This is a genomic window from Nocardia glycosmidis, assembly GCF_052545115.1.
In genome coordinates, this window is the sequence record NZ_JBQWRH010000007.1 from 58974 (window position 1) to 85943 (window position 26970).

The 26970-nt window shown below is 68.3% G+C and carries 29 protein-coding genes; 9 read left to right on the top strand and 20 right to left on the bottom strand.

All coding sequences use genetic code 11. The features are described from left to right. The first annotated feature begins 96 nt into the window (after positions 1–96). Genes ACT86A_RS10930 through ACT86A_RS10945 form a run of 4 tightly spaced genes read left to right on the top strand, consistent with a single transcriptional unit; the run spans position 97 to position 3394 of the window. Positions 97–732, top strand: coding sequence for a precorrin-8X methylmutase (locus ACT86A_RS10930; protein ID WP_445091944.1), 636 nt, complete (start codon positions 97–99; stop codon positions 730–732). Further along, positions 729–2297 (top strand): precorrin-3B C(17)-methyltransferase, encoded by a 1569-nt coding sequence (gene cobJ, locus ACT86A_RS10935; RefSeq protein ID WP_445091945.1) that lies wholly within the window; start codon positions 729–731, stop codon positions 2295–2297. Before ACT86A_RS10930 ends, cobJ begins: the two co-directional genes overlap by 4 nt. A gap of 32 nt (positions 2298–2329) precedes the next feature. Beyond that, positions 2330–2809 (top strand): hypothetical protein, encoded by a 480-nt coding sequence (locus ACT86A_RS10940; RefSeq protein WP_445091946.1) that lies wholly within the window; start codon positions 2330–2332, stop codon positions 2807–2809. A gap of 30 nt (positions 2810–2839) precedes the next feature. Then, positions 2840–3394 (top strand): PadR family transcriptional regulator, encoded by a 555-nt coding sequence (locus ACT86A_RS10945; protein WP_445091947.1) that lies wholly within the window; start codon positions 2840–2842, stop codon positions 3392–3394. Between the two features lie 46 nt (positions 3395–3440). On the opposite strand, the gene ACT86A_RS10950 is transcribed toward ACT86A_RS10945, so the two are convergent. The 4 genes from ACT86A_RS10950 to dprE2 form a co-directional block, all read right to left on the bottom strand. Next, complete coding sequence (locus ACT86A_RS10950; protein WP_445092133.1) at positions 3441–4190, bottom strand: cobalt-precorrin-6A reductase; 750 nt, start codon at positions 4188–4190, stop codon at positions 3441–3443. Positions 4191–4192: 2 nt separating this feature from the next. Further along, on the bottom strand, positions 4193–4807 hold the full coding sequence (locus ACT86A_RS10955; protein ID WP_445091948.1) for a DUF8020 domain-containing protein: 615 nt from the start codon (positions 4805–4807) through the stop codon (positions 4193–4195). 82 nt (positions 4808–4889) lie between these two features. Beyond that, complete coding sequence (gene cbiE, locus ACT86A_RS10960) at positions 4890–6164, bottom strand: precorrin-6y C5,15-methyltransferase (decarboxylating) subunit CbiE (RefSeq protein WP_445091949.1); 1275 nt, start codon at positions 6162–6164, stop codon at positions 4890–4892. Next, positions 6161–6916: a decaprenylphospho-beta-D-erythro-pentofuranosid-2-ulose 2-reductase gene (dprE2, locus tag ACT86A_RS10965; protein WP_445091950.1), complete on the bottom strand. Its 756-nt coding sequence runs from the start codon at positions 6914–6916 to the stop codon at positions 6161–6163. The genes cbiE and dprE2 overlap by 4 nt, the downstream gene beginning before the upstream one ends. A 127-nt stretch (positions 6917–7043) precedes the next feature. On the opposite strand from dprE2, the gene ACT86A_RS10970 reads away from it, so the two are divergent. Then, positions 7044–7487, top strand: a complete 444-nt coding sequence (locus ACT86A_RS10970; protein ID WP_445091951.1) for a PPOX class F420-dependent oxidoreductase — start codon at positions 7044–7046, stop codon at positions 7485–7487. A gap of 39 nt (positions 7488–7526) precedes the next feature. Here ACT86A_RS10970 and ACT86A_RS10975 read toward each other — a convergent pair whose 3' ends face one another. Beyond that, positions 7527–8654, bottom strand: coding sequence for a M24 family metallopeptidase (locus tag ACT86A_RS10975; RefSeq protein ID WP_445091952.1), 1128 nt, complete (start codon positions 8652–8654; stop codon positions 7527–7529). Between the two features lie 83 nt (positions 8655–8737). Here ACT86A_RS10975 and ACT86A_RS10980 point away from each other — a divergent pair, with 83 nt between their 5' ends. Beyond that, positions 8738–9709: a 5'-3' exonuclease gene (locus ACT86A_RS10980; RefSeq protein ID WP_445091953.1), complete on the top strand. Its 972-nt coding sequence runs from the start codon at positions 8738–8740 to the stop codon at positions 9707–9709. Positions 9710–9951: 242 nt separating this feature from the next. Here ACT86A_RS10980 and ACT86A_RS10985 read toward each other — a convergent pair whose 3' ends face one another. The 7 genes from ACT86A_RS10985 to ACT86A_RS11015 form a co-directional block, all read right to left on the bottom strand. Beyond that, positions 9952–10623, bottom strand: a complete 672-nt coding sequence (locus ACT86A_RS10985; RefSeq protein WP_445091954.1) for a DUF4333 domain-containing protein — start codon at positions 10621–10623, stop codon at positions 9952–9954. A gap of 190 nt (positions 10624–10813) precedes the next feature. Next, on the bottom strand, positions 10814–13516 hold the full coding sequence (locus tag ACT86A_RS10990; RefSeq protein WP_445091955.1) for a DEAD/DEAH box helicase: 2703 nt from the start codon (positions 13514–13516) through the stop codon (positions 10814–10816). A gap of 3 nt (positions 13517–13519) precedes the next feature. Continuing rightward, on the bottom strand, positions 13520–14473 hold the full coding sequence (tatC, locus tag ACT86A_RS10995) for a twin-arginine translocase subunit TatC (RefSeq protein WP_445091956.1): 954 nt from the start codon (positions 14471–14473) through the stop codon (positions 13520–13522). A 98-nt stretch (positions 14474–14571) separates the two neighbouring features. Beyond that, entirely contained in the window at positions 14572–14847 is a 276-nt protein-coding gene (gene tatA / locus ACT86A_RS11000) for a Sec-independent protein translocase subunit TatA (protein WP_445091957.1), read from the bottom strand. Positions 14848–14910: 63 nt separating this feature from the next. Then, complete coding sequence (locus ACT86A_RS11005; protein WP_445091958.1) at positions 14911–15948, bottom strand: 2-dehydropantoate 2-reductase; 1038 nt, start codon at positions 15946–15948, stop codon at positions 14911–14913. A 125-nt stretch (positions 15949–16073) separates the two neighbouring features. Next, positions 16074–17051 carry a helix-turn-helix transcriptional regulator gene (locus tag ACT86A_RS11010; protein ID WP_445091959.1) on the bottom strand — a complete coding sequence of 326 codons (978 nt, stop codon included), beginning with the start codon at positions 17049–17051 and terminating at the stop codon, positions 16074–16076. Further along, positions 17048–18046: a helix-turn-helix transcriptional regulator gene (locus ACT86A_RS11015; RefSeq protein ID WP_445091960.1), complete on the bottom strand. Its 999-nt coding sequence runs from the start codon at positions 18044–18046 to the stop codon at positions 17048–17050. The genes ACT86A_RS11010 and ACT86A_RS11015 overlap by 4 nt, the downstream gene beginning before the upstream one ends. Positions 18047–18136: 90 nt before the next feature. On the opposite strand from ACT86A_RS11015, the gene ACT86A_RS11020 reads away from it, so the two are divergent. After that, positions 18137–18439: a thiamine-binding protein gene (locus ACT86A_RS11020; protein WP_445091961.1), complete on the top strand. Its 303-nt coding sequence runs from the start codon at positions 18137–18139 to the stop codon at positions 18437–18439. 234 nt (positions 18440–18673) lie between these two features. Here the strand turns inward: ACT86A_RS11020 and pafA are convergent, their stop codons facing one another. From pafA to dop, 5 genes are all read right to left on the bottom strand, one after another. Continuing rightward, the gene (pafA, locus tag ACT86A_RS11025; protein ID WP_445091962.1) at positions 18674–20032 is read right to left on the bottom strand and encodes a Pup--protein ligase; all 1359 of its coding nucleotides are present in this window, start codon (positions 20030–20032) and stop codon (positions 18674–18676) included. 217 nt (positions 20033–20249) lie between these two features. Continuing rightward, positions 20250–21041 (bottom strand): proteasome subunit alpha, encoded by a 792-nt coding sequence (gene prcA, locus ACT86A_RS11030; protein WP_445092134.1) that lies wholly within the window; start codon positions 21039–21041, stop codon positions 20250–20252. A gap of 2 nt (positions 21042–21043) precedes the next feature. Next, the gene (gene prcB / locus ACT86A_RS11035) at positions 21044–21829 is read right to left on the bottom strand and encodes a proteasome subunit beta (RefSeq protein WP_445092135.1); all 786 of its coding nucleotides are present in this window, start codon (positions 21827–21829) and stop codon (positions 21044–21046) included. 65 nt (positions 21830–21894) lie between these two features. After that, positions 21895–22089 carry a ubiquitin-like protein Pup gene (locus tag ACT86A_RS11040; protein WP_014986166.1) on the bottom strand — a complete coding sequence of 65 codons (195 nt, stop codon included), beginning with the start codon at positions 22087–22089 and terminating at the stop codon, positions 21895–21897. A 137-nt stretch (positions 22090–22226) separates the two neighbouring features. Beyond that, positions 22227–23726, bottom strand: a complete 1500-nt coding sequence (dop, locus tag ACT86A_RS11045) for a depupylase/deamidase Dop (RefSeq protein WP_445091963.1) — start codon at positions 23724–23726, stop codon at positions 22227–22229. A 120-nt stretch (positions 23727–23846) separates the two neighbouring features. Here dop and ACT86A_RS11050 point away from each other — a divergent pair, with 120 nt between their 5' ends. After that, positions 23847–24572 carry an NUDIX hydrolase gene (locus ACT86A_RS11050; RefSeq protein WP_445091964.1) on the top strand — a complete coding sequence of 242 codons (726 nt, stop codon included), beginning with the start codon at positions 23847–23849 and terminating at the stop codon, positions 24570–24572. Between the two features lie 112 nt (positions 24573–24684). After that, complete coding sequence (locus tag ACT86A_RS11055; RefSeq protein WP_445091965.1) at positions 24685–24972, top strand: DUF427 domain-containing protein; 288 nt, start codon at positions 24685–24687, stop codon at positions 24970–24972. A 127-nt stretch (positions 24973–25099) separates the two neighbouring features. Here the strand turns inward: ACT86A_RS11055 and ACT86A_RS11060 are convergent, their stop codons facing one another. From ACT86A_RS11060 to ACT86A_RS11070, 3 genes are all read right to left on the bottom strand, one after another. Then, positions 25100–25480 (bottom strand): nitroreductase family deazaflavin-dependent oxidoreductase, encoded by a 381-nt coding sequence (locus tag ACT86A_RS11060; protein ID WP_445091966.1) that lies wholly within the window; start codon positions 25478–25480, stop codon positions 25100–25102. Positions 25481–25791: 311 nt separating this feature from the next. Further along, positions 25792–26472, bottom strand: coding sequence for a TIGR00266 family protein (locus ACT86A_RS11065; RefSeq protein ID WP_445091967.1), 681 nt, complete (start codon positions 26470–26472; stop codon positions 25792–25794). A gap of 124 nt (positions 26473–26596) precedes the next feature. Further along, the gene (locus ACT86A_RS11070) at positions 26597–26965 is read right to left on the bottom strand and encodes an arsenate reductase family protein (protein WP_445091968.1); all 369 of its coding nucleotides are present in this window, start codon (positions 26963–26965) and stop codon (positions 26597–26599) included. Positions 26966–26970 lie beyond the last annotated feature (5 nt).

Genomic DNA, 26970 nt, shown 5'->3' on the forward strand with positions numbered 1-26970 from the left:
GGGCGGCGTCATCCTGCCGAGCAGGCCGAGCCCGCGCGCTGTGTCCCCCGCAACCCGCAGCGCCCGGTCCGGACTCGCACCCATAGGGTGGATCGCATGTCCGATGTACGTGCCGGCTACCTGACCGACGGAGCCGAGATCTACCGCCGCTCGTTCGCGACGATCCGCGCCGAGGCCGATCTGAGGAGGTTCCCGCCGGACGTGGCGCAGGTGGTGGTGCGGATGATCCACGGTTGCGGTCAGGTGGATCTCGCCGCGGACATCGCCTTCTCGTCCGGCGTCGTCGCCGCGGCGCGAGCGGCGCTGCGTGCGGGCGCACCGATTCTGTGTGACGCGACCATGGTCGCCTCCGGTGTGACCAGGAAACGACTGCCCGCCGGCAACGCGGTGGTGTGTACTCTCGCCGATCCGCGCGTCCCGGAATTGGCCGCGACGCTGGGCACTACCCGCTCCGCCGCGGCGCTCGAACTGTGGCGCGACCGACTGGAGGGGGCGGTCGTCGCGATCGGCAACGCGCCAACGGCGTTGTTTCATCTGCTGGATCTGCTGAAAGCGGGCGCGCCCCGGCCCGCCGCCGTCCTCGGCATCCCCGTCGGATTCGTCGGCGCCGCCGAATCCAAGGACGCGCTGATCGCGGCGGGCGGCATCGAGTACCTCACGGTTCGCGGCCGGCGCGGCGGCAGCGCGATCACCGCGTCGGCGTTGAACGCGATTGCGAGCGAACAGGAATGAGCGTTCCGGGCAAATTGTGGGGCGTGGGACTCGGCCCCGGCGATCCCGAGCTGGTGACGGTCAAGGCCGCCAAGGTGATCGGGATGGCCGACGTCATCGCTTTCCACAGCGCACGCCACGGTCGCAGTATCTCTCGCCGCATCGCGGCGCCGTACCTGCGCCCCGGCCAACTCGAGGAGCACCTCGTGTACCCGGTGACCACCGAGACCACCGACCATCCCGGCGGCTACCAAGGCGCTATCGATGAGTTCTACGAACAGGCCGCCGAGCGGCTGGCCGCGCACCTGGCCGCGGGCCGATCGGTCGCGCTGCTCGCCGCGGGCGACCCGCTGTTCTATAGCTCCTACATGCACATGCACCGGCGACTGGCCGACCGATTCGAGACCGAGATCATCCCGGGTGTCACGTCGGTCAGCGCGGCGTCGGCCGCGTTGGGCGCCCCACTGGTCGAGGGCGAGCAGGTGCTCACCGTGCTGCCGGGAACCATGCCGGTGGACGAACTCACCCGGCGGCTCGAGGCGACCGACGCCGCCGCGATCATGAAACTCGGCCGCACCTATCCCGGTGTGCGCCAAGCGCTCTACGATTCCGGCCGGCTTTCCGGCGCGTACTACGTCGAGCGCGCGAGCACGGCCGAGCAGCGCGTCCGGAACGCCGACGCAGTCGATGCGGCCGAGGTCCCCTATTTCTCCATCATCCTCGTTCCGGGTCCGCAACCGTCGACACCGCTGCCGCACGTCGAGACGAATCCGGCTGCCCGCCCGCGGATGGACAATGCGGCAACGACCGAACGGGGCGGCCAGGTCGTTGTGGTGGGACTGGGTCCCGGCGCACCGGAGTGGACCACCGACGAGGTGCGGGCGGCGCTGGCGGACGCCACCGATCTGGTCGGCTACACCACTTACTTGAACCGGGTGCCGCAGCGACCCGGCCAGCGTCGCCACGCCAGCGACAACCGGGTGGAGTCCGAGCGCGCCACCATGGCCTTGGATCTGGCCAAGCGGGGCGCGCGAGTGGTGGTCGTGTCCTCGGGTGACCCTGGCGTCTTCGCGATGGCGGCGGCCGTGCTGGAGGAATCCGCCGACCCGCAGTGGCGCGAGGTGCCGGTGCGGGTGCTTCCCGGGCTCACCGCGGCCAACGCGGTGGCGAGCCGGGTCGGCGCGCCACTCGGGCACGACTACGCCATGATCTCGCTGTCCGATCGGCTCAAGCCCTGGGAGACCGTGGCACAACGCCTTTCCGCCGTAGCGGCGGCCGACATGGCCATCGCGGTCTACAACCCGGCGTCCTCGCAGCGCACCTGGCAGGTCGCCGCGATGCGGGATCTGCTGCTGGAGCACCGCAAGCCCGATACACCCGTCGTCGTCGGGCGGGACGTGGGTGGGCCGACCGAATCGGTCTCCGTGGTGACGCTCGGCGATCTCGACCCCGCGCAGGTGGATATGCGCACGCTGCTGATCATCGGCGCGTCCACTACGACAACACTCGAAACCGCCCGGGGCACGCAGGTCTACACGTCCCGACGCTACGGCAGGGCACGCGACGCGGTGGCCGGCAACGCGTAGGATCTCCTGACGCATCGACGATGGGAGGGAATGTGGCCGCGACACTTGGGGAGTTGGCGTTGCGCGCGCGAGCACTGGAGGCCCGGGCCACCGCAAGCGAGCAGACACTCGATGAGCAGGGTGATGTGCTGGGGGAGGTCGCCGCGCTCACCCGCAAAGCGCTCGACGGCATCGACCGGCTCGATCAGCGCACGGAGACTATCGGCAAGGCCGTCATCCAGCTTCGTCAGGACGTCGGCGGACTTCATCGAGACGTCCGCGAAATCCGGGAGACGCTGGGCGGACTCGGGGAGAACGTCGGCGATATCCGGCAGAACATCGGCGCGCTACACCAAGACGTCAACGGATTCCGGCAGAACGTCGGCGAAGTAAGGGAGCACGTCGGCGAGCTGAGCCGCCGTGTCACTGCCCTCGAACAAGGGCAGGCCCGCTTGGAACAGGGACAGACGCGGCTGGAACAGGGTATGACGGAGGTGCTTGCCCGGCTCGACCGGTTCGCCGGCAGCAGGTAGCTGCACCGTTCCAGTAACATTCCACTATGGATGTTCAGCAGGAGGGAGCAGTCGTTGACCGATACCGCGACCACACGCAAGCCGCTGAACTCCACGGCGGCGTCATTGCTCGGGTTTCTGCACGAAGGTCCCATGTCGGGGTGGGATCTGGTGTCCGAGGCGCAAGACCGGATCGGCGACTTCTGGACGATCACGCAGAGTCAGGTCTATCGGGAACTGGCCGCCATGGACGCGGCGGGACTGGTCGAGAAAGGCGAGACCGGCGCGCGCGAACGGACGCCGTATCACCTCACCGACGCCGGACGGGTGGCGTTCCTGGAATGGGTGGCCCGCGATCCCGGCGGCGAGACCATCCGGGTGCCGCTGCTGCTCACGCTTTCGTTCGGCGAGCATCTGGATCGACAGCAGCTCGACGGCATCGTCGCGGCCAATCGGGAAATCCATCAGGCGCGGCTCACGCGGTATCTCGCGGAAGGTTCGGAGACGATGTCGACTTTCGCCCGCGCCACATTGGATTTCGGGATCCGTTATGAGCGGGCGGTGCTGGGCTGGTTCGACCATTTACCCGAGCTTCTCGGTCGTTGATCGGCACACGTGCGACCGCCGCTCCGGACGCGGGCAACGCCAAAGGTCAGCCGCACCCACGGTCGGTTCGCACCTGATGTAGCCAATCCATTACCTGCGCAACGGTTTCCACGACCAGCACACCCTCGGGGACTGGCGGCCGGTCGATCACGACGACCGGAATTCCGGCTGCGCGGGCAGCGACCAGCTTGGCTTCGGTCTGATCGCCGCCGCTGTCTTTCGTGACCAGCACGTCGATCCCATAGTCGGCGATCAGCCGCGATTCGGCCGCGAGCGCGAAAGGCCCTCGGGCGAGAAGTATTTCGTGTCGAGGCGGCACGGGGCCTGCTGGCGGGTCGATCGCTCGGATCAGGAACCACTGTCGATCCTGCTTCGCGAACGCGTCCACGCCTTGCCGGCCGATGGTCAGGAACACGCGCTCACCCAGTGTCGCGGTCACCTGCGCAGCGGCGGCGAGATCAGTCGCCCGCACCCACCGATCTCCAGGCTGCTGCGGCCAGCTCGGCCGCCGCAGGCACACCAACGGCACGTCCGAAGCACGCGCGGCCGCGACTGCATTGGCGCTGATAGCCGTCGCGAACGGATGCGTGGCGTCCACCACCGCGCGCACCTCGTTGTCCGCGATCCAGGCACGCAGTCCCTCGGCGCCGCCGAAACCACCGACCCGTACCGCGCCCTCGGGCAGTAGGGGCGCACGCACCCGACCGGCGAGCGAGGACACGATCTCGAATCCTTGCTCGCCGGACATGATGCGGGCCAGGTCCCGGGCTTCCCGGGTCCCGCCCAGAAGCAGAATTCTCAGGGCTGGCCGCTGAAGTAGGCGATACCCGCGTTCAGCAGCGACGGGCCGCCCGCGACGGCCAGACCGATCAGCGCGCCGAGCGCGGCGCCCGGCAGGATGCCGATGCCGAAGAAGACGATGCCAACGGCGGCACCGATCAGACCGCCGACCAGGGCACCGAGCGAAGCGCGCTGCAACTCGGCGAAGAACCACTCCTGTGCGCCGATGAATTCGGCGGAAACCGGCGCGTTCGCGGTCGGAGCGAGCTGCGGGGTCAGGGTGAGTTGCCTGCCCTCGTCGGCGACGTTCGCCGCGATCCGGACTTCTTGCCCTTTGGCCGTCGCGGTGAGCGGAATCGTGGTGACGGTCTCGCCCGCGGCAGTCTTCAGCGTGACCGACTGCTTGTCGGCGTCGACGCTGAACGCGCCGCCGGTCACAGCGGTGACCACCGACTTACCCGCGTCGGCCAGCCGCAGGGCGTAGCCCACGCCCTGATCGCTGCCGGTGACTGCAGGCGCGGCGGCCGGCTGCTCCTGCACCGGCGGCGCGGGTGCGGCATAGGCGGTAGCAGCGGTGACCCCGGTGGCGGCGATAGCCAACAATGCAGTAGCGGCGAATTTCTTGTACTTCATCTATCTCCCCAACAGGAACAGGATTTCCGATCATGATCGGAACTCGGCCCCGACCCTACCCCGTGGCCGGTCAGACGTTCATCTATCGGCGGGGATTCTCGGATTCGATATCGCGTGTTTTCACCACAGACCACTGCGCCACGGGGAGCTGGGGCCGCCATGCGGTGAAGGATCCCAGCGGTTCGCCGCGGTAGATCTGGAACTTCCGCAACACGCCCCCCTGTGCGGCGGCCCAGCTGAGCAACAGCGATTCCGATTCGGCGGTCACCGCGTTCGCGACGAGCCTGCCGCCCGGTCGCAACTGTGCCCAACACGTCTCGAGCACGCCGTCCTGGGTCAGCCCGCCGCCGACGAAAATCGCGTCGGGCGAGACCATTTCGGGGCGCTCGGCGAACTCGGCGCGCAACTCGCCGTGGATCAGGATGTGCGGGACCCCCAGATTCGCAGCATTGTCGGCGATCTGCCGCCGGCGCCGCTCGAGCCGCTCGAACGTGACAGCACGGTTGGCTGGATGCGCGCGGCACCATTCGATCGCGATGCTGCCCGACCCGCCGCCGACATCCCACAGCAGCTCGCCCGGAGCCGGCGCCAGCGCCGCGAGCGTCAGTGCGCGGACCTCCTGCTTGGTGAGCTGGCCATCGCCACCGAACAGCTCGTCCGGCAACCCGGGCAACCGGGTGGCCCGCGGCCGGTCCGGATCGGCGGCGCAGGTGATCGCGACGATGTTCAGCGGGTCGCCGGGCGGGGCGTCCCACTCCGTAGCGCGACGAGTGTCCATCTGTTCGGCGGGGCCGCCCAATTGCTCGAGGACAGTCAGTTCGGAGGCGCCGAAACCGTGGCGCCCCAGCAAGCGCGCAAGCTCTCGCGGCGTGTGCGCGTCGGCGCTGAGTACCAGCAGCCGCCTGCGGTCGGCCAGTTCGGGCAGCACCGCCGTCAACGGCCGCCCTACCACGCTCACCACCGGTGTTTCCGCCAGCGACCAGCCAAGGCGGGCGCAGGCCAGCGATGCCGACGACGGCTGCGGCAAGACCCGCAGTGCCCGCGCTCCGAACAGCCGGGCCAAGGTCACGCCGATTCCGTAGAACATCGGGTCGCCACTGGCCAGGACGCACAGCCGCGCGCCGGTGTGGCGCCCGAGCAGCTCGGGTAGCGCCGGCAGCAAGGGCGAAGGCCACGTCACCCGCGTCGCGCGCACCGCATCGGGCACAAGCCCGAGTTGCCGCGCGGAGCCGAACAGGATCTCGGCGTCGCCGACGGTTTCGCGCGCCGCGCGACCGAGACCGTCCCAGCCATCCGCGCCGATTCCGACCACTGCGATGGGCGGTCCGGTCCAGCGCAGGGGCACCGCGGTACTCACCGCGGCATCCGGCGCCAGACCGGCTGGGGCAGCAGGCGCATCGCGAAGAACACCGGCTGCAGGATCCGCGGCACCCAGACCCGGCAGGCGCCCCCGCGCAGGCCCTTGACCACGGCCTCGGCGACCTCGCCGGGAGTGCTGGAGAACGGAGCCGGGGACATGCCCTCGGTCATCCGCCCGATCACGAAGCCGGGGCGGACCAGCAGCAGCTGAACACCGCTGCCGTGCAAGGCATCCGCGAGCCCGCTGGCGAATCCGTCGAGTCCGGACTTGGCCGCACCGTAGACATAGTTGGCGCGCCGAACCCGCACACCCGCGACCGAGCTGAACACCACCACCTGCCCTTCGCCTTGCGCGCGCAGCAGATTCGCCAGGCTGGTGAGAACACTGACCTGCGCGACGAAATCGGTGTGCAGGATCGCCATCGCGTGGGCGGGATCTCGCTCGGCGCGCCGCTGATCGCCGAGCACACCGAATGCCAGCACCGCGATGCCGATCCGTCCGTGCTCGCCGGCGATCTTCTCCAGCAGCGCCGGATGGCTCGCGGTGTCGTCCGCATCGAACTCGATCGTGTGCACCGCGCTCGCACCGGCATCCACGATCTCCGTGCGCTGCGCGGCCAACTCGTCGCTGCGCCGCGCCGCGAGAATCACCACCCGCCCCGGTGCCAAGCGCCGCGCCACCTCGAGCCCGATCTCGCTACGCCCGCCGAGTAGCAGTACGGCACCGTCGGCCAACCCACGCGTTCCCATGCGCCCCAGTCTGTCATTGCGCATCGCGCCGTTGCGCACCACTGCACCCCAGTTCTCCAGGTTGTATCGATGTGCGCGTGATCGAGGGCGCTGAGTACGGATAGACGACGGCGGCTACGGTCGGAGGATGCCGACGAATACTACTGAACTGTCGCCCGCCGCCCTCGAGTTCGTCGCCGAGCGGCACCTCGCCACGCTGACGACGTTGCGGGCGGATGGTACGCCGCACGTGGTCGCAGTCGGGTTCACCTGGGATCGAGATGCCGGAATCGCGCGGGTGATCACGAACGACGGTTCGGTGAAGGTGCGCAACGTGCGCCGTTCGGGGTACGCGGCGGTCAGCCAGGTCGATGGGATCCGGTGGATCACGCTGGAGGGCACGGCGACCGTGCTGGACGACCCGGACAGCGTCGCGGACGCGGTAGCGCAGTACGCGGGCCGCTACCGCGTCCCCAGGGAGAACCCGACCCGAGTGGTGATCGCCATCCAGGTCCGCCGGGTCCTGTCCAGCAGCACCCTCGTCGCAGCGACTACCGACGGCAGCGCCGAACGCAACGGAGCCACCGCTTAGCGGGCACCGAGCGGGCAGCCGGGCAACCTCACCGGCGCGTCACAGCTGCGTGAGTCCGTGCGGTTGGTTGTTCAGCGATTCGCTGCCGTCCTCCGTGACGACCACGATGTCTTCGATGCGCGCGCCCCACTCGCCGCGGAAATAGATGCCGGGCTCGACGCTGAAGGTCATGCCGGGTTGCAGGACCAGGTCGTTGCCGGCCACGATGTACGGCTCCTCGTGCACCGAAAGGCCGATGCCGTGTCCGGTGCGGTGGACGAAGGCGGAGCCGAAACCCGCCTCGGTCAACGGGTTTCGTGCTGCGGCGTCTACCGAGGCGGCCGTGACACCCGGTTGGACGGCCGCTACCGCCGCTGCTTGGGCGCGCTCCAACTCGGCGTACCGGGCGGCCACCTCGGGATCGGGTTGCCCCAGCACGTAGGTGCGGGTCGAGTCCGAGTAGTAGCCGGGTTCTACCGGGCCGCCGATGTCGATGACCACCACGTCGCCGGACTTGACGCGCCGCTGCGAGACCCCATGATGCGGGTCGGCGCCGTGCGGCCCACTGCCGACGATGACGAACGCCGCCTCGGTATGCCCTTCCGCCACAATCGCTTCCGCGATATGACGTCCGACCTCCGCCTCCGTGCGGCCCACCTGCAGGAACTCCGCCATCCGCGCGTGTACCCGGTCGATTGCGGCACCTGCCCGGCGCAGCGCGTCCACCTCGGCCTGGTCCTTGACCATGCGCAATTCGCGCAGCACCGGCGTGGCCGATACCGGCAGCCCGGTGAAGGATTCGGCCAGCGGCAGCAGGTGCAGCGCGGGCATCGCGTCGGCGACGGCCACCCGGGAGCCCACGTGCAGCGCGGACTTCACCACGGCGTACGGGTTGGTGCCGTCGACCCAGTCCAGCACTTCCAAACCCAGTTCGCCGGCCGCCGAGGCGTCCAGTGAAGCCAGCTCCAATTTCGGGATCACCACGGATGGTGTCGCCCCGTCCGCGGGGATCACCAGGCAGGTGAGCCGCTCGAACGACTCGGCCGCGGACCCGATGAGGTAGCGCAGGTCCGGTCCGGGAGTGACGAGCATGGCGTCCAGATGGGCGGCCCGGATCAGCTCCACCGCCCGCTCCAGCCGAGCACCGTAGATGTCCGCCGCGAACCTCGAATCCGTATGCGAGCTCATTCGTCCGACGTTACCCGCCACGCGCGCCGGAGGAACGCCGAACGTCACCGGACGGTGTCGGCACGGGCGAGTAGCCTCAGCGCGTGACCTCTGTTGCTGGTGGGCCCCTTTTGCTGTTGGACGGTGCCAGTCTCTGGTTCCGCGCCTTTCATGCGATCCCGGAGAAGATCACCGCGCCCGATGGCCGGTCGGTGAACGCATTGCGGGGTTTCACCGACATGCTGGCTTCGCTGATCACCAAGTACGCGCCCGCGCGGCTGGTGGTCTGCCTCGATCTGGACTGGCGGCCCGCGTACCGGGTGGGGCTGGTGCCGTCGTACAAGGCCCACCGGCTCGACACATCCCCGACTGCCGCGCCCGGGGCGGAAATGGTTCCCGGAACCCTCACCCCGCAGGTCGAGATGATCCTGGAGGTGCTCGACGCGGCGGGCATCGCGACCGGCGGCGCGGCAGGTCTGGAGGCCGATGACGTGCTCGGCACCCTGGCCACAAGGGAACGCACCGACCCGGTGGTCGTGGTCAGCGGCGACCGCGATCTGCTGCAACTCGTGCGGGACGAGCCGGCGCCCGCGGTGCGCGTGCTCTACGCCGGACGCGGACTGGCCAAGGCAGAACTGTTCGGCCCGGCCGAAGTCGCGGCGAAATACGGTGTGCCGGTGCGGAACGCGGGCCCGGCCTACGCCGACATGGCCACCCTGCGCGGCGACGCCTCCGACGGCTTGCCCGGAGTGGCCGGTATCGGTGATAAATCCGCGGCCGCACTGATCTCCCGTTTCGGCTCGCTCGACGCACTGCGCGCGGCCGTCGAGGACCCCGACGCCGAACTGGCCAACGGCGTGCGCACCCGGCTCCGCGCCGCCGAGGAGTACCTGAAGGCGGCCGCGCCGGTCGTCCGCGTGGTCTGCGATGCCGACATCACACTCTCCCGCTCCGATGTACTGCCGACCGAACCCGCCGCGCCGGACCGGCTGCGGGCCCTTGCCACCGCCTATAACGCCGAAAGTCCCGTAACCCGATTGATCACCGCGCTCGGCGGACGCACCGCCTCATCCTGACGCGAAGAAGCCCACCGCGAACCGCGCGATCGGACTGTGGACATGCTGCGCCCACTTCGTGCTGCCACTCTGCGCAGGCCAGACCGGGCGAACCCCGGTTTCGAGCGGAGCGAGACCGACCATTGCCTGTTCGCAGCCCGGCTCGGGCCTGAGCGGCCGCCGCGTTCGCGACGAAGTCGCCGGGGGCGGTCGCTCGGACACGAGCACGCAGGGGCCGCTGCAGGCGCTGCCGAACAACGCAGCTAGCTCGGGCGACCGACCTCGTAGGTGCCGTCGTCCTTGGTGATCTTGATGGCGACCTTCTTGGCCTCACCACTGACCTTCACGCTGCACTCGAACGTGGCGTCGACCTTGACCTCCTGGCCGGACGGGCAGGAGACATCGCTGATGTCCTGGATGCCGTACGAGTCCGACAGCACCTTCTTCACGCCATCCTGCACCGCCGCCTGATCCAGTTGATTCTTGGCGGTCAGCACGAGTACGAGGGCGACGATGGCGCCGAGCACCGCGACGCCCAGCACGGACAGGCCGATGACCAAACCCTTGCTCTTGCCGCCCTGCCGCGGCGGTTGCTGTGCAGGGGCGCCCCACTGTGGCTGCGGCTGACCCCACTGCTGCTGAGGCTGCTGGCCCCAGTCCGGCTGCTGCGGCTGACCCCATTGCGGCTGGCCTTGGGCCGGCTGCTGTCCCCACTGCGGTTGCTGGGGTTGCTGTCCCCACTGCTGCGGCTGTCCCCACTGCTGCTGCGACTGCTGCTCACCCCACTGCTGGGTCGGCTGCGCCGAGGCCGGGGTCTGCGGCTGACCGCCCCACTGCTGGGTGGGACCTGCGCCCGGCGCCTGCTGTCCACCCCACTGCTGGGTGGGATCGTTGCGTCCCTCCCCGGGTTCGTTCGGTCCGTAAGGGCCGCTCATCTGCTTGCCTCCACTCGCATCGTTGTACACACGGTAGCCCCCCGCACGGGCCTCGTCGCCTGGCACGACTCCTCCGCCACGGTCGGTACGCGAAAGAAATCAAATCACAATCGAATCCGCTGTGTTGATATTGGCGGCATTCGCGGTGTCATCCCTTATCCGGCGAGACGCGAGCCGGTCGCTCCCGCATTCAGGCGGCGTCCACCGCGACGACACCTCGCCGGATCGCTCGCACCGCCTTGGCCGCTGTGGCGGCGACCTCCGGATCATCAGCGGTGCCGTGGATCTGGTCGAGCAGATCGATCACCTGCCTGCACCAGCGCACGAAGTCGCCCGCCGACAGCGGCGCACCCTGATCACCGCTGGCAAGCAACGCCTCGGCCAACCCATCCCCGCGCGCCCACTTGTAGACACCGGTGACGAAGCCCAGATCCGGTTCCCTGGTCGGCGGCAGCTTGTGCCGCGCCTCGTCGGTTCGCAGTGCGGACCACACCCCGATCGTCGCGCCCACGGCCCGCCGGATCGGCGCCGTCGGTCCGCTGGCGCCGAGGTATCCCCCCTCCTGACGGGATTCGTACACGAGAATGGATACGACAGCGGCCAGTTCGGCCGGACCGAGACCGCGCCACAATCCCTGCCGGAGGCATTCGGCGACCAGCAGGTCGCTCTCGGCGTAGATCCGCGCCAGCCTGCGCCCGTCCGCGGTCACCTCGCTGTCGTGCACGAATCCGCGTTCCTCCAGCAGACCGAGAATCCGATCGAAGGTGCGCGCCAACGAGTTCGTGGTCGCGGCGACCTTCTGGCGCATGGACTCGGTCTCCCGCAGCAACCGGTTGTAGCGCTCGCCGACCCGGGCCAGCTGCTCGCGATCCGGCCGGGTGTGCGCCGGATGCGCGCGAAGGCTGCGCCGCAGCGTGGCCAATTCCCGGTCGTCGGCCGCCGCGGAACGGTCGCCTCGCCGCGGCCTGCCCGGCACCGAGATCCCGGTGCTGCGCAGCGCCGAGGCCAAATCGCGGCGGGTACGCGCGGTGCGGTGATCCACCCGGCGCGGTAGCCGCATATGCCCGAGCGCCTCGGCGGGCACCGGGAAGTCGGCCACCGACACCCGACCCGCCCACTTGTCCTCGGTCAGCACCAGCGGACGCGGATCTCCCGGCGTCGCGTCCGGCTCCAGGATCACCGCGAGCCCGGCCCGGCGCCCGGAGGGAATGGCCACGACGTCGCCCCGGCGCAAGGCGCCGAGCGCGTCCACCGCCGCGCCCCGCCGGTCCGCGCGGTTCTGCTGGGCCAACTGCCGCTCCCGCTGCTTGATTCGCTCGCGCAGCGCCAGGTAATCCAGGAACCCGCCCTCGGCGCCGCCGAGCTGCGCACGCAGCTTCCGCAACGCGGCCTCGTTGCGTTCGACGCCACGCACCAATCCGACCACCGAGCGGTCCGCTTGGAACTGTGCGAACGACCGCTCCAGCAATGCGCGCGACTCGTCGGCGCCCATCCGGTCGATGAGGTTGATCGACATGTTGTAGCCCGGCCGGAACGAACTGCGCAACGGATAGGTGCGAGTGGAGGCAAGGCCCGCGACCGCGCTGGTATCCACCTCCGGCTGCCACAACACCACCGCGTGGCCCTCCACGTCGATGCCACGCCGCCCCGCCCGCCCGGTCAGCTGGGTGTACTCCCCCGGCGTGAGTTCGGCGTGCGACTCACCGTTGAACTTCACCAGCCGCTCCAGCACCACGGTGCGCGCGGGCATATTGATGCCCAGCGCCAATGTCTCCGTGGCGAAAACGGCGCGCACCAGGCCGTTGACGAACAGTTCCTCGACGGTGTGCCGGAAAGCGGGCAGCATCCCGGCGTGGTGCGCGGCCAGGCCCCGGTGCAGCGCTTCACGCCACTCCCAGTAACCGAGTATCTCGAGATCGGTCTTGGGCAGGTCACCGGTGTGCTTCTCGATGATCGCGTCGATCTCCTCGCGCTCATCCGCGCGGCTCAGGTCCAGCCGCGACCGCAGGCATTGCGCGAGCGCGCCGTCGCAGCCCACCCGGCTGAAGATGAACGTAATGGCGGGCAGCAGGCCCTCCTCGTCCAGCTTGGCCAGCACCTCGGGCCGCGGCAGTGGACGGAAATCACGCCGTGGACCACCGCGGCCGTTGCGTGGGCCGCCCCCGCCGTTCATCCGGTCGGCGGCTTCGCGATGACGGATGAACCGCACCAGGTCCTCGTCGACGAGGACCTTCTGCTCGGTGGACTTCGTGTCGAACAGGTCGAACATCCGCCGGCCGACCATGACGTGCTGCCACAGCGGCACCGGCCTGGTCTCGTCGACCACGACCGCGGTGTCGCCGCGCACGGTCTCCATCCACGCGCCGAACTCCTCGGCATTGCTGACCGTGGCCGACAGGCTGACCAACCGGACGTCCGGCGGCAGATGCAGGATGACCTCCTCCCACACCGCGCCACGGAACCGGTCGGCAAGGTAGTGCACCTCGTCCATCACCACATACGACAGACCGCGCAGCGCGTCCGAGGAGGCGTACAGCATATTGCGCAGCACCTCGGTGGTCATCACGACCACCGGTGCGTCCGGGTTGATCGACTGGTCCCCGGTGAGCAGCCCCACCTTGTCGCGGCCGTGGCGCTCGGTGAGATCGGCGAACTTCTGGTTCGACAGCGCTTTGATCGGGGTGGTGTAGAAACATTTTCCGCCCGCGGCCAGCGCCAGATGCACGGCGAATTCACCGACGACGGTCTTGCCCGCGCCGGTCGGGGCGCATACGAGAACGCCGTGGCCTGCCTCTAGCGCCGCACAGGCGTTGCGCTGAAACGGATCCAGCCGGAACTTCAGCTCTGCGGAAAATGCGGCCAGCTCGGCCGTCTGCGACCGGTGATCTGTCACTCGTCAGAGGGTATCGGAGTAGTCCGACACCGGTCGCGCGGATTTCTGTTGCGCTGCCGTGATCGACTCCGCCGGGTCGATCGGCCCGGGCGCGCCCAGCTCGGAAGCCTCCTCATCCGCCAGCGCACCCCAGCCCTCCTGCTCCTGCCGGGCCCGACGCAGGTCGTTGATCCGGGAGAACTGGATCGCGATCTCGAACAGCACCGTCAGCGCCAGTGCCAGCGCCAGCATGGAGAACGGATCCTGCGGGGTCACGATGGCGGCGAAGACGAACAGCCCGAACGTGATTCCGCGCCGCCATGCCTTGAGCTTCTGATAGGTCAGCACCCCGATCAGGTTCAATCCGATGATCAGCAACGGGGTTTCGAAGCTGACCCCGAAGATGATCAGCAAATTGATGATGAACCCGAAATACTGCGAGCCGCTCAACGCCGTGATCTGCACGTTGTCACCGATGGTGAGCAAGAAACTCAACGCGTGCGCGATGACGACATAGGCCAGCACCGCCCCGGTGGCGAACAGCACCGTGCCGGCGGACACGAACCCGACCGCGTACTTGCGTTCCTTCGCATACAGTCCCGGCGTGATGAACGCCCACAGCTGGTACAGCCAGATCGGCGCCGCGAGCACAACGCCGGCGGTCATGCCGACCTTCAACCGTAAGGTGAATTGCTCGAACGGCGCGGTGGCCAGCAGACGGCACGCACCGTCCGGGCTCAACGCCGCGCGCGCCGAGGGCGGCAGCGAACAATACGGCCCGCGCAGGATCTCGCCCAGGCTCTCGATGCCGAGGAACGGATGCCCATACCACAGAAAACCCAGCACGGTGGTCACGATCACCGCGGCGATCGAGACCAGCAGCCGATACCGCAACTCCTGCAGATGCTCGACCAACGACATGGTGCCGTCGGGATTGGTCCTGCGCTTGCTGCGCCGCGGATCGAACGGGATTCGCATGGTTGGTGATCGCCCCTGGGTTGATGTGCCTCGCTCGGCTCGGCAACAGCACTAGGACCGGAGTGAGTTCTTCCTCACCCCGGCACGAGCGGACCCGCTCAGGCCGATTTCGGCTCGATGCGAGGCTCGGTCGCCGCCGACGTCGTCTGCTGTCCGGCGGGCAGCTGCGCGGCGGGTTGCTGAGCAGCCGGTTGCTGAGCGGAGGCGCCAGTGTTCGGCGCAGTGCCCTCGTTGTGCATTTGGCTGACTTCGCTCTTGAAGATGCGCAGCGACCGGCCCAGGCTGCGGGCCGCGTCGGGCATCCGTTTCGCGCCGAAGAACATCACGAAAACGACCGCAATGATCAGCCAGTGCCAGATGCTCAGACTGCCCATGATCTACCTCCCAAGACTGTGATGTTTCGATGCTACCGGACCGTGACGTGCGCGAACGCCCCGTCACCGCCCGTTTGCCCAGGGTTCGGCCACCGCGGCCTGCAGCTGGCCGAGCAGTTCCGGACCGCTCCAGGCGCGCCGGTCGCCCTGTTCGGCGGCGACGATCAGCTCGATCAGCCGTTGATTCACCGGCGTCGGCATCCCGACCATCGCGCCCAGCCCGACGATTTCACCGCACAGCCATGAGATTTCGGTCTTGCGGCCCAACGCCAGATCGTCCGCCATGGACGAACGCGCCATCGGATCGATGGCGATGGTCCGCCCGGCCACCCGCTGGAACAGGGCGTCGGGGATGCTCAGCAGCGCGGCCATGAACCGGGGTGGCAGCGGGGTCAACCGTGCCGGTCGAATTCGCGCCCTGTTCATCACCGCGAGCGCTTCGCGCTGGGTCAGCGCGAGACAGCGGCGATAGTCGCGGTCGGCGAGTTCCTCGCGCAGCGGACGACCGGACAGCGCGTTGATCGCGTTGTTCAGATTGAGCACCAGCTTCGCCCACTGCACCGGGCGCAGATCCGGATACCGGCGCAACCCGAGTCCCGCGCGCTCGAACACGTCCAGAAACGGCGCGAGAGCCGGATCGTCCTGCACCGCGAGGCCGCCTTCGGTACCCCGGTGGAAGCGTCCGCCGGGGTGGTGCACGACGTTGAACATCACCGTACCGGCCAACACCACGCAGTGTGGCAGCACCGCCCGGATCACCGAGTCGTTGCCGACGCCGTTCTGCAGGCTGAGCACCACGGTGCCCGGCCGGATGTTCCCGCTGAGTTCGCGCACCGCGTCCGCAGTCGCCGCCGATTTCACCGTGACGAGCACCAAATCGGCCGACCCGGCATCATCCGGTTCGGTGGCGACCTGGAATCGGTCCGGCGCGAGCGCGTCGTCGGCGCCGTCGAGGTCGGTGAGCCGCAGCCCGGATACGGTGATCTCGTCGAGCATCCGCCGGCGACCGACCAGGGTGACGTCCGCACCGGCCACGCCCAGCTTGCCGCCGACGAAGGTGCCGACGTTTCCCGCACCGATCACCAGCACGCGATTGCTCACACCGCTCCCGCCTCTGCTGCCCAGCGCAAGACCGGCACGCGAGCGCCGCGTAAAGCGCCGGTCGAACTACCAGACATCAAGCCTCCGGTGCGTCGCGGCTGGACGGCGCGCTGTTCGGTCACCCCTCATCGCGCCTCCAGGTATCCGGCTTCCTCGTAGGCCGCCAGGGCGGCCTTCGACCGCTCCCGCACAGCGGCGACCAGTTCCGGCGGACCGAGCACGGTGACGCCGGCGCCGAAACCCAGCAGCAGCCGGGCCATCCAGTCCAGCGTGGCGAATCGCATGGTCGCTTCCAGGCTGCCGTCCGGGTGCACCGCCAGCCGGTGCATCGGGTATTGATCGAGCACCCAAGCGTAGTCGGCGTGGATGCGCAACCGCGCCAGCGGAACCGCCGGATCGTCCTGGAACAGGTCGAGGCCCGCCGTCGCGTCGGTGGCGTATTTCGGCGGCCGGGCAAGTTCGTCCAACGCGATCGCGGCCTCGATCCGGTCGAACCGGAACAGCCGCACACCTTCAGCCTGCCTGCACCAGGCTTGCAGATAGCTGTTGTCATCCACCAGGACGATGCGAATCGGATCCACGATGCGTTCGGACACCACATCACGGCTGGCGGAGTAGTACACCAGGCGCACCGCGCGGCCGACCGCCAGCGCGGACCGCACTGCGGCCACCGCCGGCGCCTCCCGCGGCAGGAGGGGTGCCGGCTCGTTCTCGCCGGCCGCCGACTCGCCTGCGATCGCGGACTCGATCTTGGCGATGGCCGCGTGCGCCGCCGTCGGGTCGACCATGCCGGGCATGTCGACGATCGAGCGCAGCGCGACCAGCAGCGCGGTCGCTTCGGTCGAGGTCAGCCGCAGCGGTCGGTCGATGCCTGCGGAGAAGGTGACCTCGATGCTCTCCTCGGAGAACGACAGGTCGATCAGGTCGCCGGGACCATACCCGGGCAGCCCGCACATCCACAGCTGATTGAGGTCGCTCATCAACTGCTTGGTGGTCACACCCAGGTCGGTGGCGGCCTCGGCGGCGCTGATGCCGGGGTGGGCGATGAAGTACGGAATCATATTGAGCAACCGCGACAACCGGACCGAGAGCCGGGAACTCATGGCATCCGCACCTCCGCGTGATCGAACACCGAACGCAGCCGGGCGACGACATCAGCCCTGAGGGCGTCGGGGGCGAGCACTACCGCGTCCGGCCCGAGACCGGTGATCAGCCGGGCCAGCCAGTCGCGCGAACGCACCGGCAACTGCACCACGGAGCCCGTGCGGCCGGCGAAGGTGCGCTCGCCGGTCACCTCGCCGAGCCTGCGGATCTCTCGGCCCCGCCCCTCGGCCACCCACACCGAGGCCGTGCCGCTGACCGGCGCCGTACTGGTTACCTGATCGACGATGGCGCGCAGGTCGACGCCCTCGGGCTTGCGGACCACGTTGCGCGGTCCGTACGGCGTCACATCATCGCCGATCCGGGACAGTCGGAAGCTGCGCACCGCACTGCGGGTCCGGTCGTGCCCGACCAGGTACCACCGGCCGTGGTGGGTGACCACGCCCCACGGCTCGACGTCGCGCATCAGGTAGGGGGCGTTGATCGCGCCGCGGTGCTCGAATCGCACCGCCTGCCCCGCGTCGATCGCGGCGAGCAGCTTGCCGAGCACCGGTTCCGACCCGCGGGTACGCGCCGGGACGGCGGGCACCGACGCCACAGCCGCATCGGTTTCCACGTGGATGCCCGCCGCACGCAGTTTGAGCAGCGCGCCCTCGGCGGCCGCGGCGAGTTCGGGCGACTCCCACATCTGCACGGCCACCGCCACCGCGGCGGCCTCCTGGTCGGTCAGATCGATATCGGGCAGTTCGTAGGCGTCTCGGTTGATCCGGTAGCCCTCGATCGTCGAGTACCGGCTCACCGGTCCGACTTCCAGCGGAATGCCCAGATCACGCAGCTCGTTCTTGTCTCGCTCGAACATCCGGCTGAACGCTTCGTCGCTGGCGGAGTCCTCGTATCCGGCGACACTGTCCCGGATCCGCTCCGCGGTCAGGAACTGCCGGGTCGACAGCAGCGCGATGACCAGATTCATCAGCCGCTCGACCTTGGATATCGCCACGCGTTAGAGGGTAATCGGCACGATGGCGACATCGCGCGTCGGCGCGCGATCGGGATCGATCACGGCCCCCGCGAGGGGCATTATCGAACCATGATCATCGCCTTTTCCGTCACCCCGCTCGGTACCGGCGTCGACGTCGGGCGGGCCGTCGCCGAAGCGGTCCGCGTGGTGCGCGCGAGCGGACTGCCCAACCGCACGGACGCCATGTTCACCACCGTCGAAGGCGAATGGGACGAGGTGATGGGCGTGGTGAAGCAGGCGACCGACGCCATCCTCGCTGTCGCGCCGCGGTGCAGCCTGGTCCTGAAGGCCGACATCCGCCCCGGGGTTACCGACGCGATGACGACCAAGGTCGAGACGGTCGAGCGGTATCTTGCCGAAGAGCAACCCTGAACCACGCCGCCACCAACCTTGCCGACGCGAACACCCCCGTTCAGGAGATCAGCTCAACCTGACAGGGCAGACCTCCCTGCGCTTATACGGTTGCAGCGGGCATGCCGCAGCGCCATGCCCGCTGCCTCGGCTCGGCAGCGAAGCACCCCAGCATCCTCTTCCGGAATATCCCGGATCCGGATCGTCGCCACAGCGCTATAACAGCGCTGGGATCAACGCCGCATCAGGGCTCCGTCACATCGAGGCGATCAGGCGATCCACGCGCTCGTCGACCGACCGGAACGGGTCCTTGCACAGCACGGTGCGCTGCGCCTGGTCATTCAGCTTGAGGTGCACCCAGTCGACGGTGAAGTCGCGTCCCGCCTCCTGCGCTGCGGTGATGAAATCGCCACGCAACTTGGCCCGCGTGGTCTGCGGCGGAGTGTCGACGGCGGCATCCACGGCCTCGTCCTCGGTGACGCGCTTGGCCAGACCTTTACGTTGTAACAGGTCGAACACACCGCGTCCGCGCTTGATGTCGTGATACGCCAGATCCAGCTGGGCGATCTTCGGATCGGACAGTTCCATGCCGTACCGGTCCTGATAGCGCTGGAACAGTTTACGCTTCATCACCCAGTCGATCTCGGTGTCGATCTTCGCGAAATCCTGCGCCTCGACCGCGTCCAGAGTCCGTCCCCACAGATCGACGACCTGGTCGATCTGTGGATCGCGGTCCCGGTTGCGCAAGTGCTCCACAGCACGCGCGTAGTACTCGCGCTGGATGTCCAGTGCGCTGGCCTGCCTGCCGCCTGCCAATCGCACCGGGCGACGGCCGGTCAGGTCGTGGCTGACCTCGCGAATCGCGCGGATCGGGTTGTCCAGGGCGAAGTCGCGGAACGCGACGCCCGCCTCGATCATCTCCAGCACCAGGGCGGCGGTACCGACCTTGAGCATGGTGGTGGTCTCGGACATGTTCGAATCGCCCACGATCACGTGCAGGCGGCGATACTTCTCCGCGTCGGCGTGCGGCTCGTCGCGCGTATTGATGATCGGTCGCGAGCGAGTGGTCGCCGAGGAGACGCCCTCCCAGATGTGCTCCGCGCGCTGCGACAGGCAGAAGGTGGCCGCCTTCGGTGTCTGCAGCACTTTGCCCGCTCCGCAGATCAGCTGGCGGGTCACCAGGAACGGCAACAGGACATCCGAGATCCGGGAGAACTCGCCCGCGCGGACCACGAGGAAGTTCTCATGGCAGCCGTAGGAGTTCCCTGCGGAGTCGGTGTTGTTCTTGAACAGATAGATGTCGCCGCCGATGCCTTCCTCGGCCAGACGCTGCTCGGCGTCGATCAGCAACTCTTCGAGGACCCGCTCGCCTGCACGGTCGTGGGTCACCAGTTGCGCCAGGTTGTCGCACTCCGCGGTCGCGTACTCCGGGTGCGACCCGACATCGAGGTAGAGCCGAGCACCGTTGCGGAGGAACACGTTCGAGCTACGGCCCCAGGACACCACCCGGCGGAACAGGTACCGGGCCACCTCGTCGGGGGACAGTCGACGGTGACCGTGGAAGGTGCATGTCACACCGAACTCGGTCTCGATCCCCATAATTCGTCGCTGCACACTATCGACATTACAGCTATGCGGGGGTCTTTCGTGGTGGTCCGAACAACCCGTATGCATACGTCTTCACAACGATTTGGCCCGCTTTGTCGGAATTTTCACGGGGTGTACGGCGCTTCCGCCGGAGGATGCACACCTGGGCAGCGCGCCGGACATGACGATACGGCCCGCGAACGATCGTCGTTCGCGGGCCGTCGAGCCTCCTGGGCCGGGTGAGTCACTCCGCGGACGGAGTGTTCTCCCCCTCCGACTCCTCGCCCTCCGACTCGGGCTTGCCGTTCTTCGGCGCGGAGGTGTCCGCCGGTCTCAGCAAACGCTCCAGCGTGGTGTTGGCGACCCGCCGGAACGCCCGGCGTGGACGCGCCTGCTCCAGGGTGGCGACCTCGAGCGAGTTCACGCCGAGAACACGCTTCTCCTTCTCCGTACCCTCCGGAAGACCTGCCTGCAACGCGCGCACCGCGACGCCGACCGCCGCGGCCAGGTTCAGACCCGGCTGGTAGGACGCCTTGAGCGCGGTGACGATCGGCTCCGTCGTGCCGCCCATCACCACGAACTCCCGCTCGTCGACGATCGACCCATCGAAGGTGATCCGGTACAGCACCGACTGCGCGGCCTGCTCCGGATAACCCACCTCGGCCACGCAGATCTCCACCTCGTACGGCTTGAGCTGGTCGGTGAAGATGGTGCCGAGGGTCTGCGCATAGGCGTTGGCCAGCGCACGGCCGGTAACGTCGCGGCGATCGTACTGATAGCCGCGGATATCGGCCTGCAGGATGCCGCCTCTGCGCAGATTCTCGAACTCGTTGTATTTGCCGACCGCGGCGAACCCGACCCGGTCGTAGAGCTCACTCACCTTGTGCAGCGTCGCGGAAGGGTTCTCCGCGACGAACAGCACACCCTTGTCATACGTCAGCACCACGACGCTGCGCCCCCGAGCGATGCCTTTGCGCGCCAACTCGGTCTTGTCGCGCATGATCTGCTCGGCCGACGCATAGTACGGCAACGTCATGGTCATGCGCTCCCTTCTTCGGCGGCCTCGCGGTCGGCGACGATCCCGCGGGCGATCTCCCCGAGCCGCGACTCGGACACCTCGACCGCGCCCTCCTCATCGATGGTGATCGCCGTCGGAAAGATGCCGCGCACCAGATCCGGACCACCCGTCGCGGTGTCGTCGTCGGCCGCGTCGAAGAGCGACTCGACGGCGATGCGCAGCGCGCGGTCTTGATCGATTCCCTTGGCGTACAACTTCTTCAGCGCGGACTTCGCGAACACCGAGCCGGAACCGACCGCGGCGTACCCGAAACGTTCCTCACTGCGTCCACCCACCACATCGAACGACACAATGCGACCGGCCTTCTCCGGGTCGGTGGCGTCGAGGTCGTAGCCGACCAGCATCGGCACGACCGCCAGACCCTGCAGGGCCACGGGCAAATTCTCGCGCACCATCTTCGACAGCTTGTTCGCCTTGCCGTCGAAGGTCAGCGGCACGCCCTCGAGCTTCTCGTAGTGCTCCAGCTCCACCGCGAAGATCCGCACCAGCTCCACGGCCATGCCCGCGGTACCGGCGATCCCGGCCGCCGAATAGCTGTCGGTGATGAAGACCTTCTCCATATCCCGGCTGGCCAACAGATTTCCCTGGGTGGCGCGCCGGTCGCCGGCGATCAGCACACCGCCGCGGTAGCTGACCGCGACGATGGTGGTCCCATGCGGAGCGATGTCCTTCGCGGAAGTGCCGCCGGAGATTCCGGCGGCACCCTGTCCGAACCTCATGGCAGGCAAGAGGTCCGGAGCATGCATGCGCAGGTAGTCGGAGAAAGAGGAGAGGGCGTACCCCAGGTGGAGACGCGAGGGGTCACCGACTGTCACTGGCCGCCTTTCTGCACGTACGCGCGGACGAAGTCCTCAGCGTTCTCTTCGAGCACGTCATCGATCTCGTCGAGCAGGTCGTCGGTTTCCTCCGCCAGTTTTTCGCGGCGCTCCTGACCGGCGGCGTCTACGCCGTCCGGGCCCTCGTCCTCGTCGCCGCCCCCGGCGCGTTTGGTCTGCTCTTGTGCCATCGCAGCCGACCTCCTCTGTCCTCATCATGACCGGAACCCATCGTGAGCACGATCGGCGATCATGAGCATTGTCCGTGCTCGTCCCTCAACACTACCTACCAGCACCGACCATGTGCCGATTTTGTCGTCCCGCGGTGTCAGCTGGTCAGTTGCTCGACCAGGTCGGCGGCGGTATCCACACCGTCGAGAAGTTTGCCGACATGCGCCTTGGTGCCGCGCCGCGGTTCCAGGGTGGGAATGCGCACCAGGGAGTCACCGCCCAGGTCGAAGATCACCGAATCCCAGCTCGCGGCCGCGATGTCGGCGCCGAAGCGGCGCAGGCATTCGCCGCGGAAGTAGGCGCGGGTGTCGGTGGGCGGTTTGGTCATGGCGTCGAGCACCTGTTGTTCGGAGACCAGCCGCTTCATCGAGCCGCGGGCGACCAGGCGGTTGTACAGGCCCTTGTCCAAGCGCACGTCGGAGTATTGCAGGTCCATCAGGTGCAGTTTGGGGGCCGCCCAGCCGAGGCCCTCCCGGTTGCGCATGCCCTCGAGCAGGCGCAGCTTGGCGGGCCAGTCGAGCAGGCTCGCGCATTCCATCGGGTCGCGCTCGAGCAGGTCCAGCACCATCGCCCAGTTCTCGATGATGTCGTGGACGCGCTTGTCGTCGTTGCCGGTGCGGTCGACGAACTCGACCACCCGGTCCAGGTACACGCGCTGCAACGCGAGGCCGGTGAGCTCGCGCCCGTCGGCGAGCGCGACGACCGCGCGCAGCGTCGGGTCGTGGCTGATCGTGTGCACCGCGGTGACCGGGCGGGCCAGCTGCAGATCCGACAGGTCCTCACCCGCTTCGATCAGGTCGAGCACCAGGGCGGTGGTGCCGACCTTCAGGTAGGTCGACATCTCGGCCAGGTTGGCGTCGCCGATGATGACATGCAGCCTGCGGTACTTGTCGGCGTCGGCGTGCGGCTCGTCGCGGGTGTTGATGATGCCGCGTTTGAGCGTGGTCTCCAGGCCGACCTCGACCTCGATGTAGTCCGAGCGCTGCGATAGCTGGAACCCCGCGTGGTCACCGGACTGGCCGATGCCGACCCGGCCGGAGCCGCAGATCACCTGGCGGGATACGAAGAACGGCGTGAGCCCGACGATGATCTGGTTGAACGGCGTCTCCCGGCTCATGAGGTAGTTCTCATGCGTGCCGTAGGAGGCACCCTTGCCATCGACATTGTTCTTGTACAGCTGCAGCCGTGGCGCCCCGGGCACGCTCGAGGCGTGCCGTGCGGCGGCCTCCATCACCCGCTCGCCGGCCTTGTCCCAGATCACCGCGTCCAGCGGGTCGGTGACCTCCGGCGCGGAGTATTCGGGGTGCGCGTGGTCGACGTAGAGCCGCGCACCGTTGGTGAGGATCATATTGGCGGCACCGACCTCGTCGGCGTCGATCACCGGAGCGGGTCCGTTCATCCGGCTCAGGTCGAATCCCCGCGCGTCACGCAACGGCGACTCCACCTCGTAGTCCCAGCGGGTGCGCTTCGCGCGCGGCACGCCCTCGGCCGCGGCGTAGGCCAGCACCGCTTGGGTGGAGGTGAGGATCGGGTTGGCCGACGGCTCGGTTGGGGTCGAGATGCCGTATTCGACCTCGATTCCGATGATGCGCTGCATGGTGTCGAGCCTAGGCGACACACCCACTCCGCCGGTCGCGACCGGCGGAGTGGAATGTCATACCGCAGGTGGTAATTGCGGAGGACCCGCCGAAACGCAGGTCGCCGCCATGGTCCGGACATGACCGATTCGATCGCTGATCTGCGCGCGGACCGTGTGGTCGAAGGCGCGGAACGGGCCAAGAACCGACGCGCATTTGCGGCCGGAATATATTGCGCCACTTTTACTCTCGCGGGCCGCTCCAGCCGAAAGCAACGGGGACTCCGGGTGGGCGACCGCTACTGTCGCGTTGTGACGCTCGCCGACCGCTATCCCTTGCTGCACGCACCGACGCACTGGGCGTGGGGTGACCTGGACGTGCGTTTCTCCACCACGCTTCCCCCCGACGAGCTGGTCACCAATATCCACATCGTCTGCTTCGTCGGCGATGAGATCGTGCTGTGCCGCGACGAGCGCGACGTCTGGCTGGTCCCCGGCGGCACCAGGGAGCGCGGCGAGTCCGTCGACGCGTGCGCTCGCCGGGAGTTGCGCGAGGAGGCGGGTGCGTGCCCGGTCGGCTCGATTCGATGGTTCGGCGCCCATCACGCGACCAGCAACCAGCCGGCACCCTACCGTGAGTGGCAGCCGCATCCGCGCAAGGCGTGGCTGTGGTGCACGGCGGACGTGATACTCGACTCCGCCCCGACCAACCCCGCGGATGCCGAACAGATCCTCGAGGTCCGTACGTTCTCCGCCGTCGAGGCCATACGCCGCGCCCGGACCGACGGCGACCACATGAGCGAACTCATCGCATTGGCCGTCGAACTTCATCGCTCTCGGCCGATTTCGCCTCGGAACCCCGGATAACCCGCAAGGGGCTGCTCGAATGGGCGCGACCGGCCTCGGATCCAGCGAACCGGGCGGGGCCACCCCGCCTGCCGGGCCCGCACACCGTTCGGAAACGGGGCAGAATCGAGGTATGGCAACGGCAACCTGGCACGGCCGCGTCCTCGCGACCAGCGACAACACCATCATCGTCGAGGGCAATCACTACTTCCCGCCGGACTCGGTCCGTTCGGCGTACTTCCGGCCCTCCGACACCACCACGATCTGCCCGTGGAAAGGCACCGCCGGCTACTACACCGTGGTGGTCGACGGTGCGACCAACACCGACGCCGCGTGGTTCTACCCCGATCCGAAGCCCGAAGCCGCGCAGATCAAGGATCACGTCGCCTTCTGGCGCGGCGTGGAGGTGACCGACAACTGAGCTGCAGCAAACGCCTGGCGCATGCCGACGTGGACGTGCGTTCCGAGACTCGGCGCGGCCTGCCCCGCCGTGGGTCGGTCGCCGATCGGTGGCCGTGACGGGGCTTTCCGCGTGACAAACGTGCGGTTCAGTCCGCCGGTCGCGCCTCGACGTAGTACTCGGCCGAGATCGTCTTCAGGACTGGACGCACCGCCGACGGCGCCCAGCTCGCCAGCCGGTCGTGCCGCACGGCGAGGTCGGTCAACTCGACGACGTGTCCGCGGGTCTCCAGCGCGAATCCGCCTGCGGCGCGAATGTTCTTGACCCAATCGACGTTTCGCCCGTACGTCAGCGCGATGCGGTAGGTTCCGTCCTGCTCGAAGACCATGACCGGCGTCCGGTAGGAGCGCCCGGACCTGCGGCCCTTGTGTAACACGATGCCGAAGCCGGGCGCCCGGCCCGCGACCAGGCCCGCGGTGGGGTTGGTGACATGCCGGTTGAAATTCGCCAGTGCGTGCGGAAGCACCATGGGCGGCGATCCTCTCTCAGGGTGGCGTCCGGTGTTCACGTTACTCTCGATCGATGCCCGGGCCACCGCATCATGACCCGCCGTATGCCGGGACCCGCGCACCGAAACGGTCGCGGTCTACGATCCCACCGGCAACCCGGTCGGCGCCGCCGAGCGCGCGACGGTCTACCGCGACGGGTTGGCGAGGATCCGCTCGTAGCCGCGCGCATCCGGCCGACTCGGACCGGCCGTTCGTCCCAGACACCCGTCAGCTGATCGCCGATCTGCTGGGCACCCGCCGATCGAAGGAGGCGGCGGGGTCCACACCATGATCAGCCGGACGAGGCGACCGATCCCGCCCACGCGGCGAACGCGCCGGGATTACGGGTCTGCAGCAGCACCCGGCCAGGACCGGTGAAATCGAACACGAACCCCTCGCCGGACTTCAGCGACTGGATCGATCGACCCGAAACCGCCCGCCGGATGGTGAAATTCATCGCCAAGTCGTAGGCGACGACGTGACCGGTATCGATGGTGATCGCCTCGCCCGGCTGGAGATCGATGACATCGATCGCGCCGAACACGCCGACGACCACCTCCCCCGTACCGAGCGCGCGCAGACCGAAACCACCCTCGCCGCCGAACAGGTTGGCGAACCCACCCCATTTGCCTTCCACCTGCACGCCATGGGAATTGGCGATCCAGCCCCCGCGGCTGATGAAGAACGGCCGGTCCGGGGTGATCTGCAGGTTCAGCATGTCGCCGGGCAACGCGGGCGCGACGTCCACCCAACCGCCCTGCGACGGCGCGGTGAACGTGGAGACAAAGAACGATTCGCCGGCCAGTACCGACCGTTTCAAGCCGGCTAAGATGCCGCCCTCGGCCTTGGCTTGCAACATGACTCCCGCCGAATGGGCGACCATCGCGCCGCTCTCGACCCGCATCGGTTCACCTCCGGCGAGAAAGCATCGCGCGACGGTCGACGCCGGGCTGTGGCGCAGTTGTACCTTCATGCCCGCCGACCATACCCCCGGATTCCGGATCAGCGGACGGGCCGGATCCTCTCCGCCCAGCCCAACACCGGGACCCCATCTCGCGGGATCGCGCAGCGGACCCGACGCTCGCGGCCGATGCCCGTCAGAGCAGGTCGCGCAGCGTGGCGTCGTCGCGCGCGACCACTGCGGCGCCGTCCGTGGTCAGCACGATCGGGCGCTGGATCAGGTTCGGATGTTCGACCAGCGCCTCGATCCACCGCTCCCGATCCGCGGTGGTGCGCGCCCAGCTCGCCATGTCCAGGTCCTTGGCAACCTGTTCGCCGGTGCGGGTGATATCCCATGGTTCGGCGCCCATCCGCCGTAACACGTCACGGAGTTCGGCTGCGGTCGGTGGCTGGTCCAGGTACTTCCGCACGGTGTAGTCGATACCGGCCTCATCCAGGAACGCCGTGGCATTGCGGCTCTTGGTGCACCGTGGGTTGTGCCAGATCTCGGTCTGCCCAGAAGTCATACTCG

Coding starts and splice junctions, on each gene's coding strand:
- ACT86A_RS10930 (WP_445091944.1), top strand. CDS start 97: ATGTCCGATGTACGTGCCGGCTACCTGACCGACGGAGCCGAGATCTAC.
- cobJ (WP_445091945.1), top strand. CDS start 729: ATGAGCGTTCCGGGCAAATTGTGGGGCGTGGGACTCGGCCCCGGCGAT.
- ACT86A_RS10945 (WP_445091947.1), top strand. CDS start 2,840: ATGTTCAGCAGGAGGGAGCAGTCGTTGACCGATACCGCGACCACACGC.
- ACT86A_RS10955 (WP_445091948.1), bottom strand. CDS start 4,807: ATGAAGTACAAGAAATTCGCCGCTACTGCATTGTTGGCTATCGCCGCC.
- dprE2 (WP_445091950.1), bottom strand. CDS start 6,916: ATGGGAACGCGTGGGTTGGCCGACGGTGCCGTACTGCTACTCGGCGGG.
- ACT86A_RS10970 (WP_445091951.1), top strand. CDS start 7,044: ATGCCGACGAATACTACTGAACTGTCGCCCGCCGCCCTCGAGTTCGTC.
- ACT86A_RS10975 (WP_445091952.1), bottom strand. CDS start 8,654: ATGAGCTCGCATACGGATTCGAGGTTCGCGGCGGACATCTACGGTGCT.
- ACT86A_RS10985 (WP_445091954.1), bottom strand. CDS start 10,623: ATGAGCGGCCCTTACGGACCGAACGAACCCGGGGAGGGACGCAACGAT.
- tatC (WP_445091956.1), bottom strand. CDS start 14,473: ATGCGAATCCCGTTCGATCCGCGGCGCAGCAAGCGCAGGACCAATCCC.
- tatA (WP_445091957.1), bottom strand. CDS start 14,847: ATGGGCAGTCTGAGCATCTGGCACTGGCTGATCATTGCGGTCGTTTTC.
- ACT86A_RS11010 (WP_445091959.1), bottom strand. CDS start 17,051: ATGAGTTCCCGGCTCTCGGTCCGGTTGTCGCGGTTGCTCAATATGATT.
- ACT86A_RS11020 (WP_445091961.1), top strand. CDS start 18,137: ATGATCATCGCCTTTTCCGTCACCCCGCTCGGTACCGGCGTCGACGTC.
- prcA (WP_445092134.1), bottom strand. CDS start 21,041: ATGACGTTGCCGTACTATGCGTCGGCCGAGCAGATCATGCGCGACAAG.
- prcB (WP_445092135.1), bottom strand. CDS start 21,829: ATGCATGCTCCGGACCTCTTGCCTGCCATGAGGTTCGGACAGGGTGCC.
- ACT86A_RS11040 (WP_014986166.1), bottom strand. CDS start 22,089: ATGGCACAAGAGCAGACCAAACGCGCCGGGGGCGGCGACGAGGACGAG.
- dop (WP_445091963.1), bottom strand. CDS start 23,726: ATGCAGCGCATCATCGGAATCGAGGTCGAATACGGCATCTCGACCCCA.
- ACT86A_RS11050 (WP_445091964.1), top strand. CDS start 23,847: ATGACCGATTCGATCGCTGATCTGCGCGCGGACCGTGTGGTCGAAGGC.
- ACT86A_RS11055 (WP_445091965.1), top strand. CDS start 24,685: ATGGCAACGGCAACCTGGCACGGCCGCGTCCTCGCGACCAGCGACAAC.
- ACT86A_RS11060 (WP_445091966.1), bottom strand. CDS start 25,480: ATGGTGCTTCCGCACGCACTGGCGAATTTCAACCGGCATGTCACCAAC.
- ACT86A_RS11065 (WP_445091967.1), bottom strand. CDS start 26,472: ATGAAGGTACAACTGCGCCACAGCCCGGCGTCGACCGTCGCGCGATGC.
- ACT86A_RS11070 (WP_445091968.1), bottom strand. CDS start 26,965: ATGACTTCTGGGCAGACCGAGATCTGGCACAACCCACGGTGCACCAAG.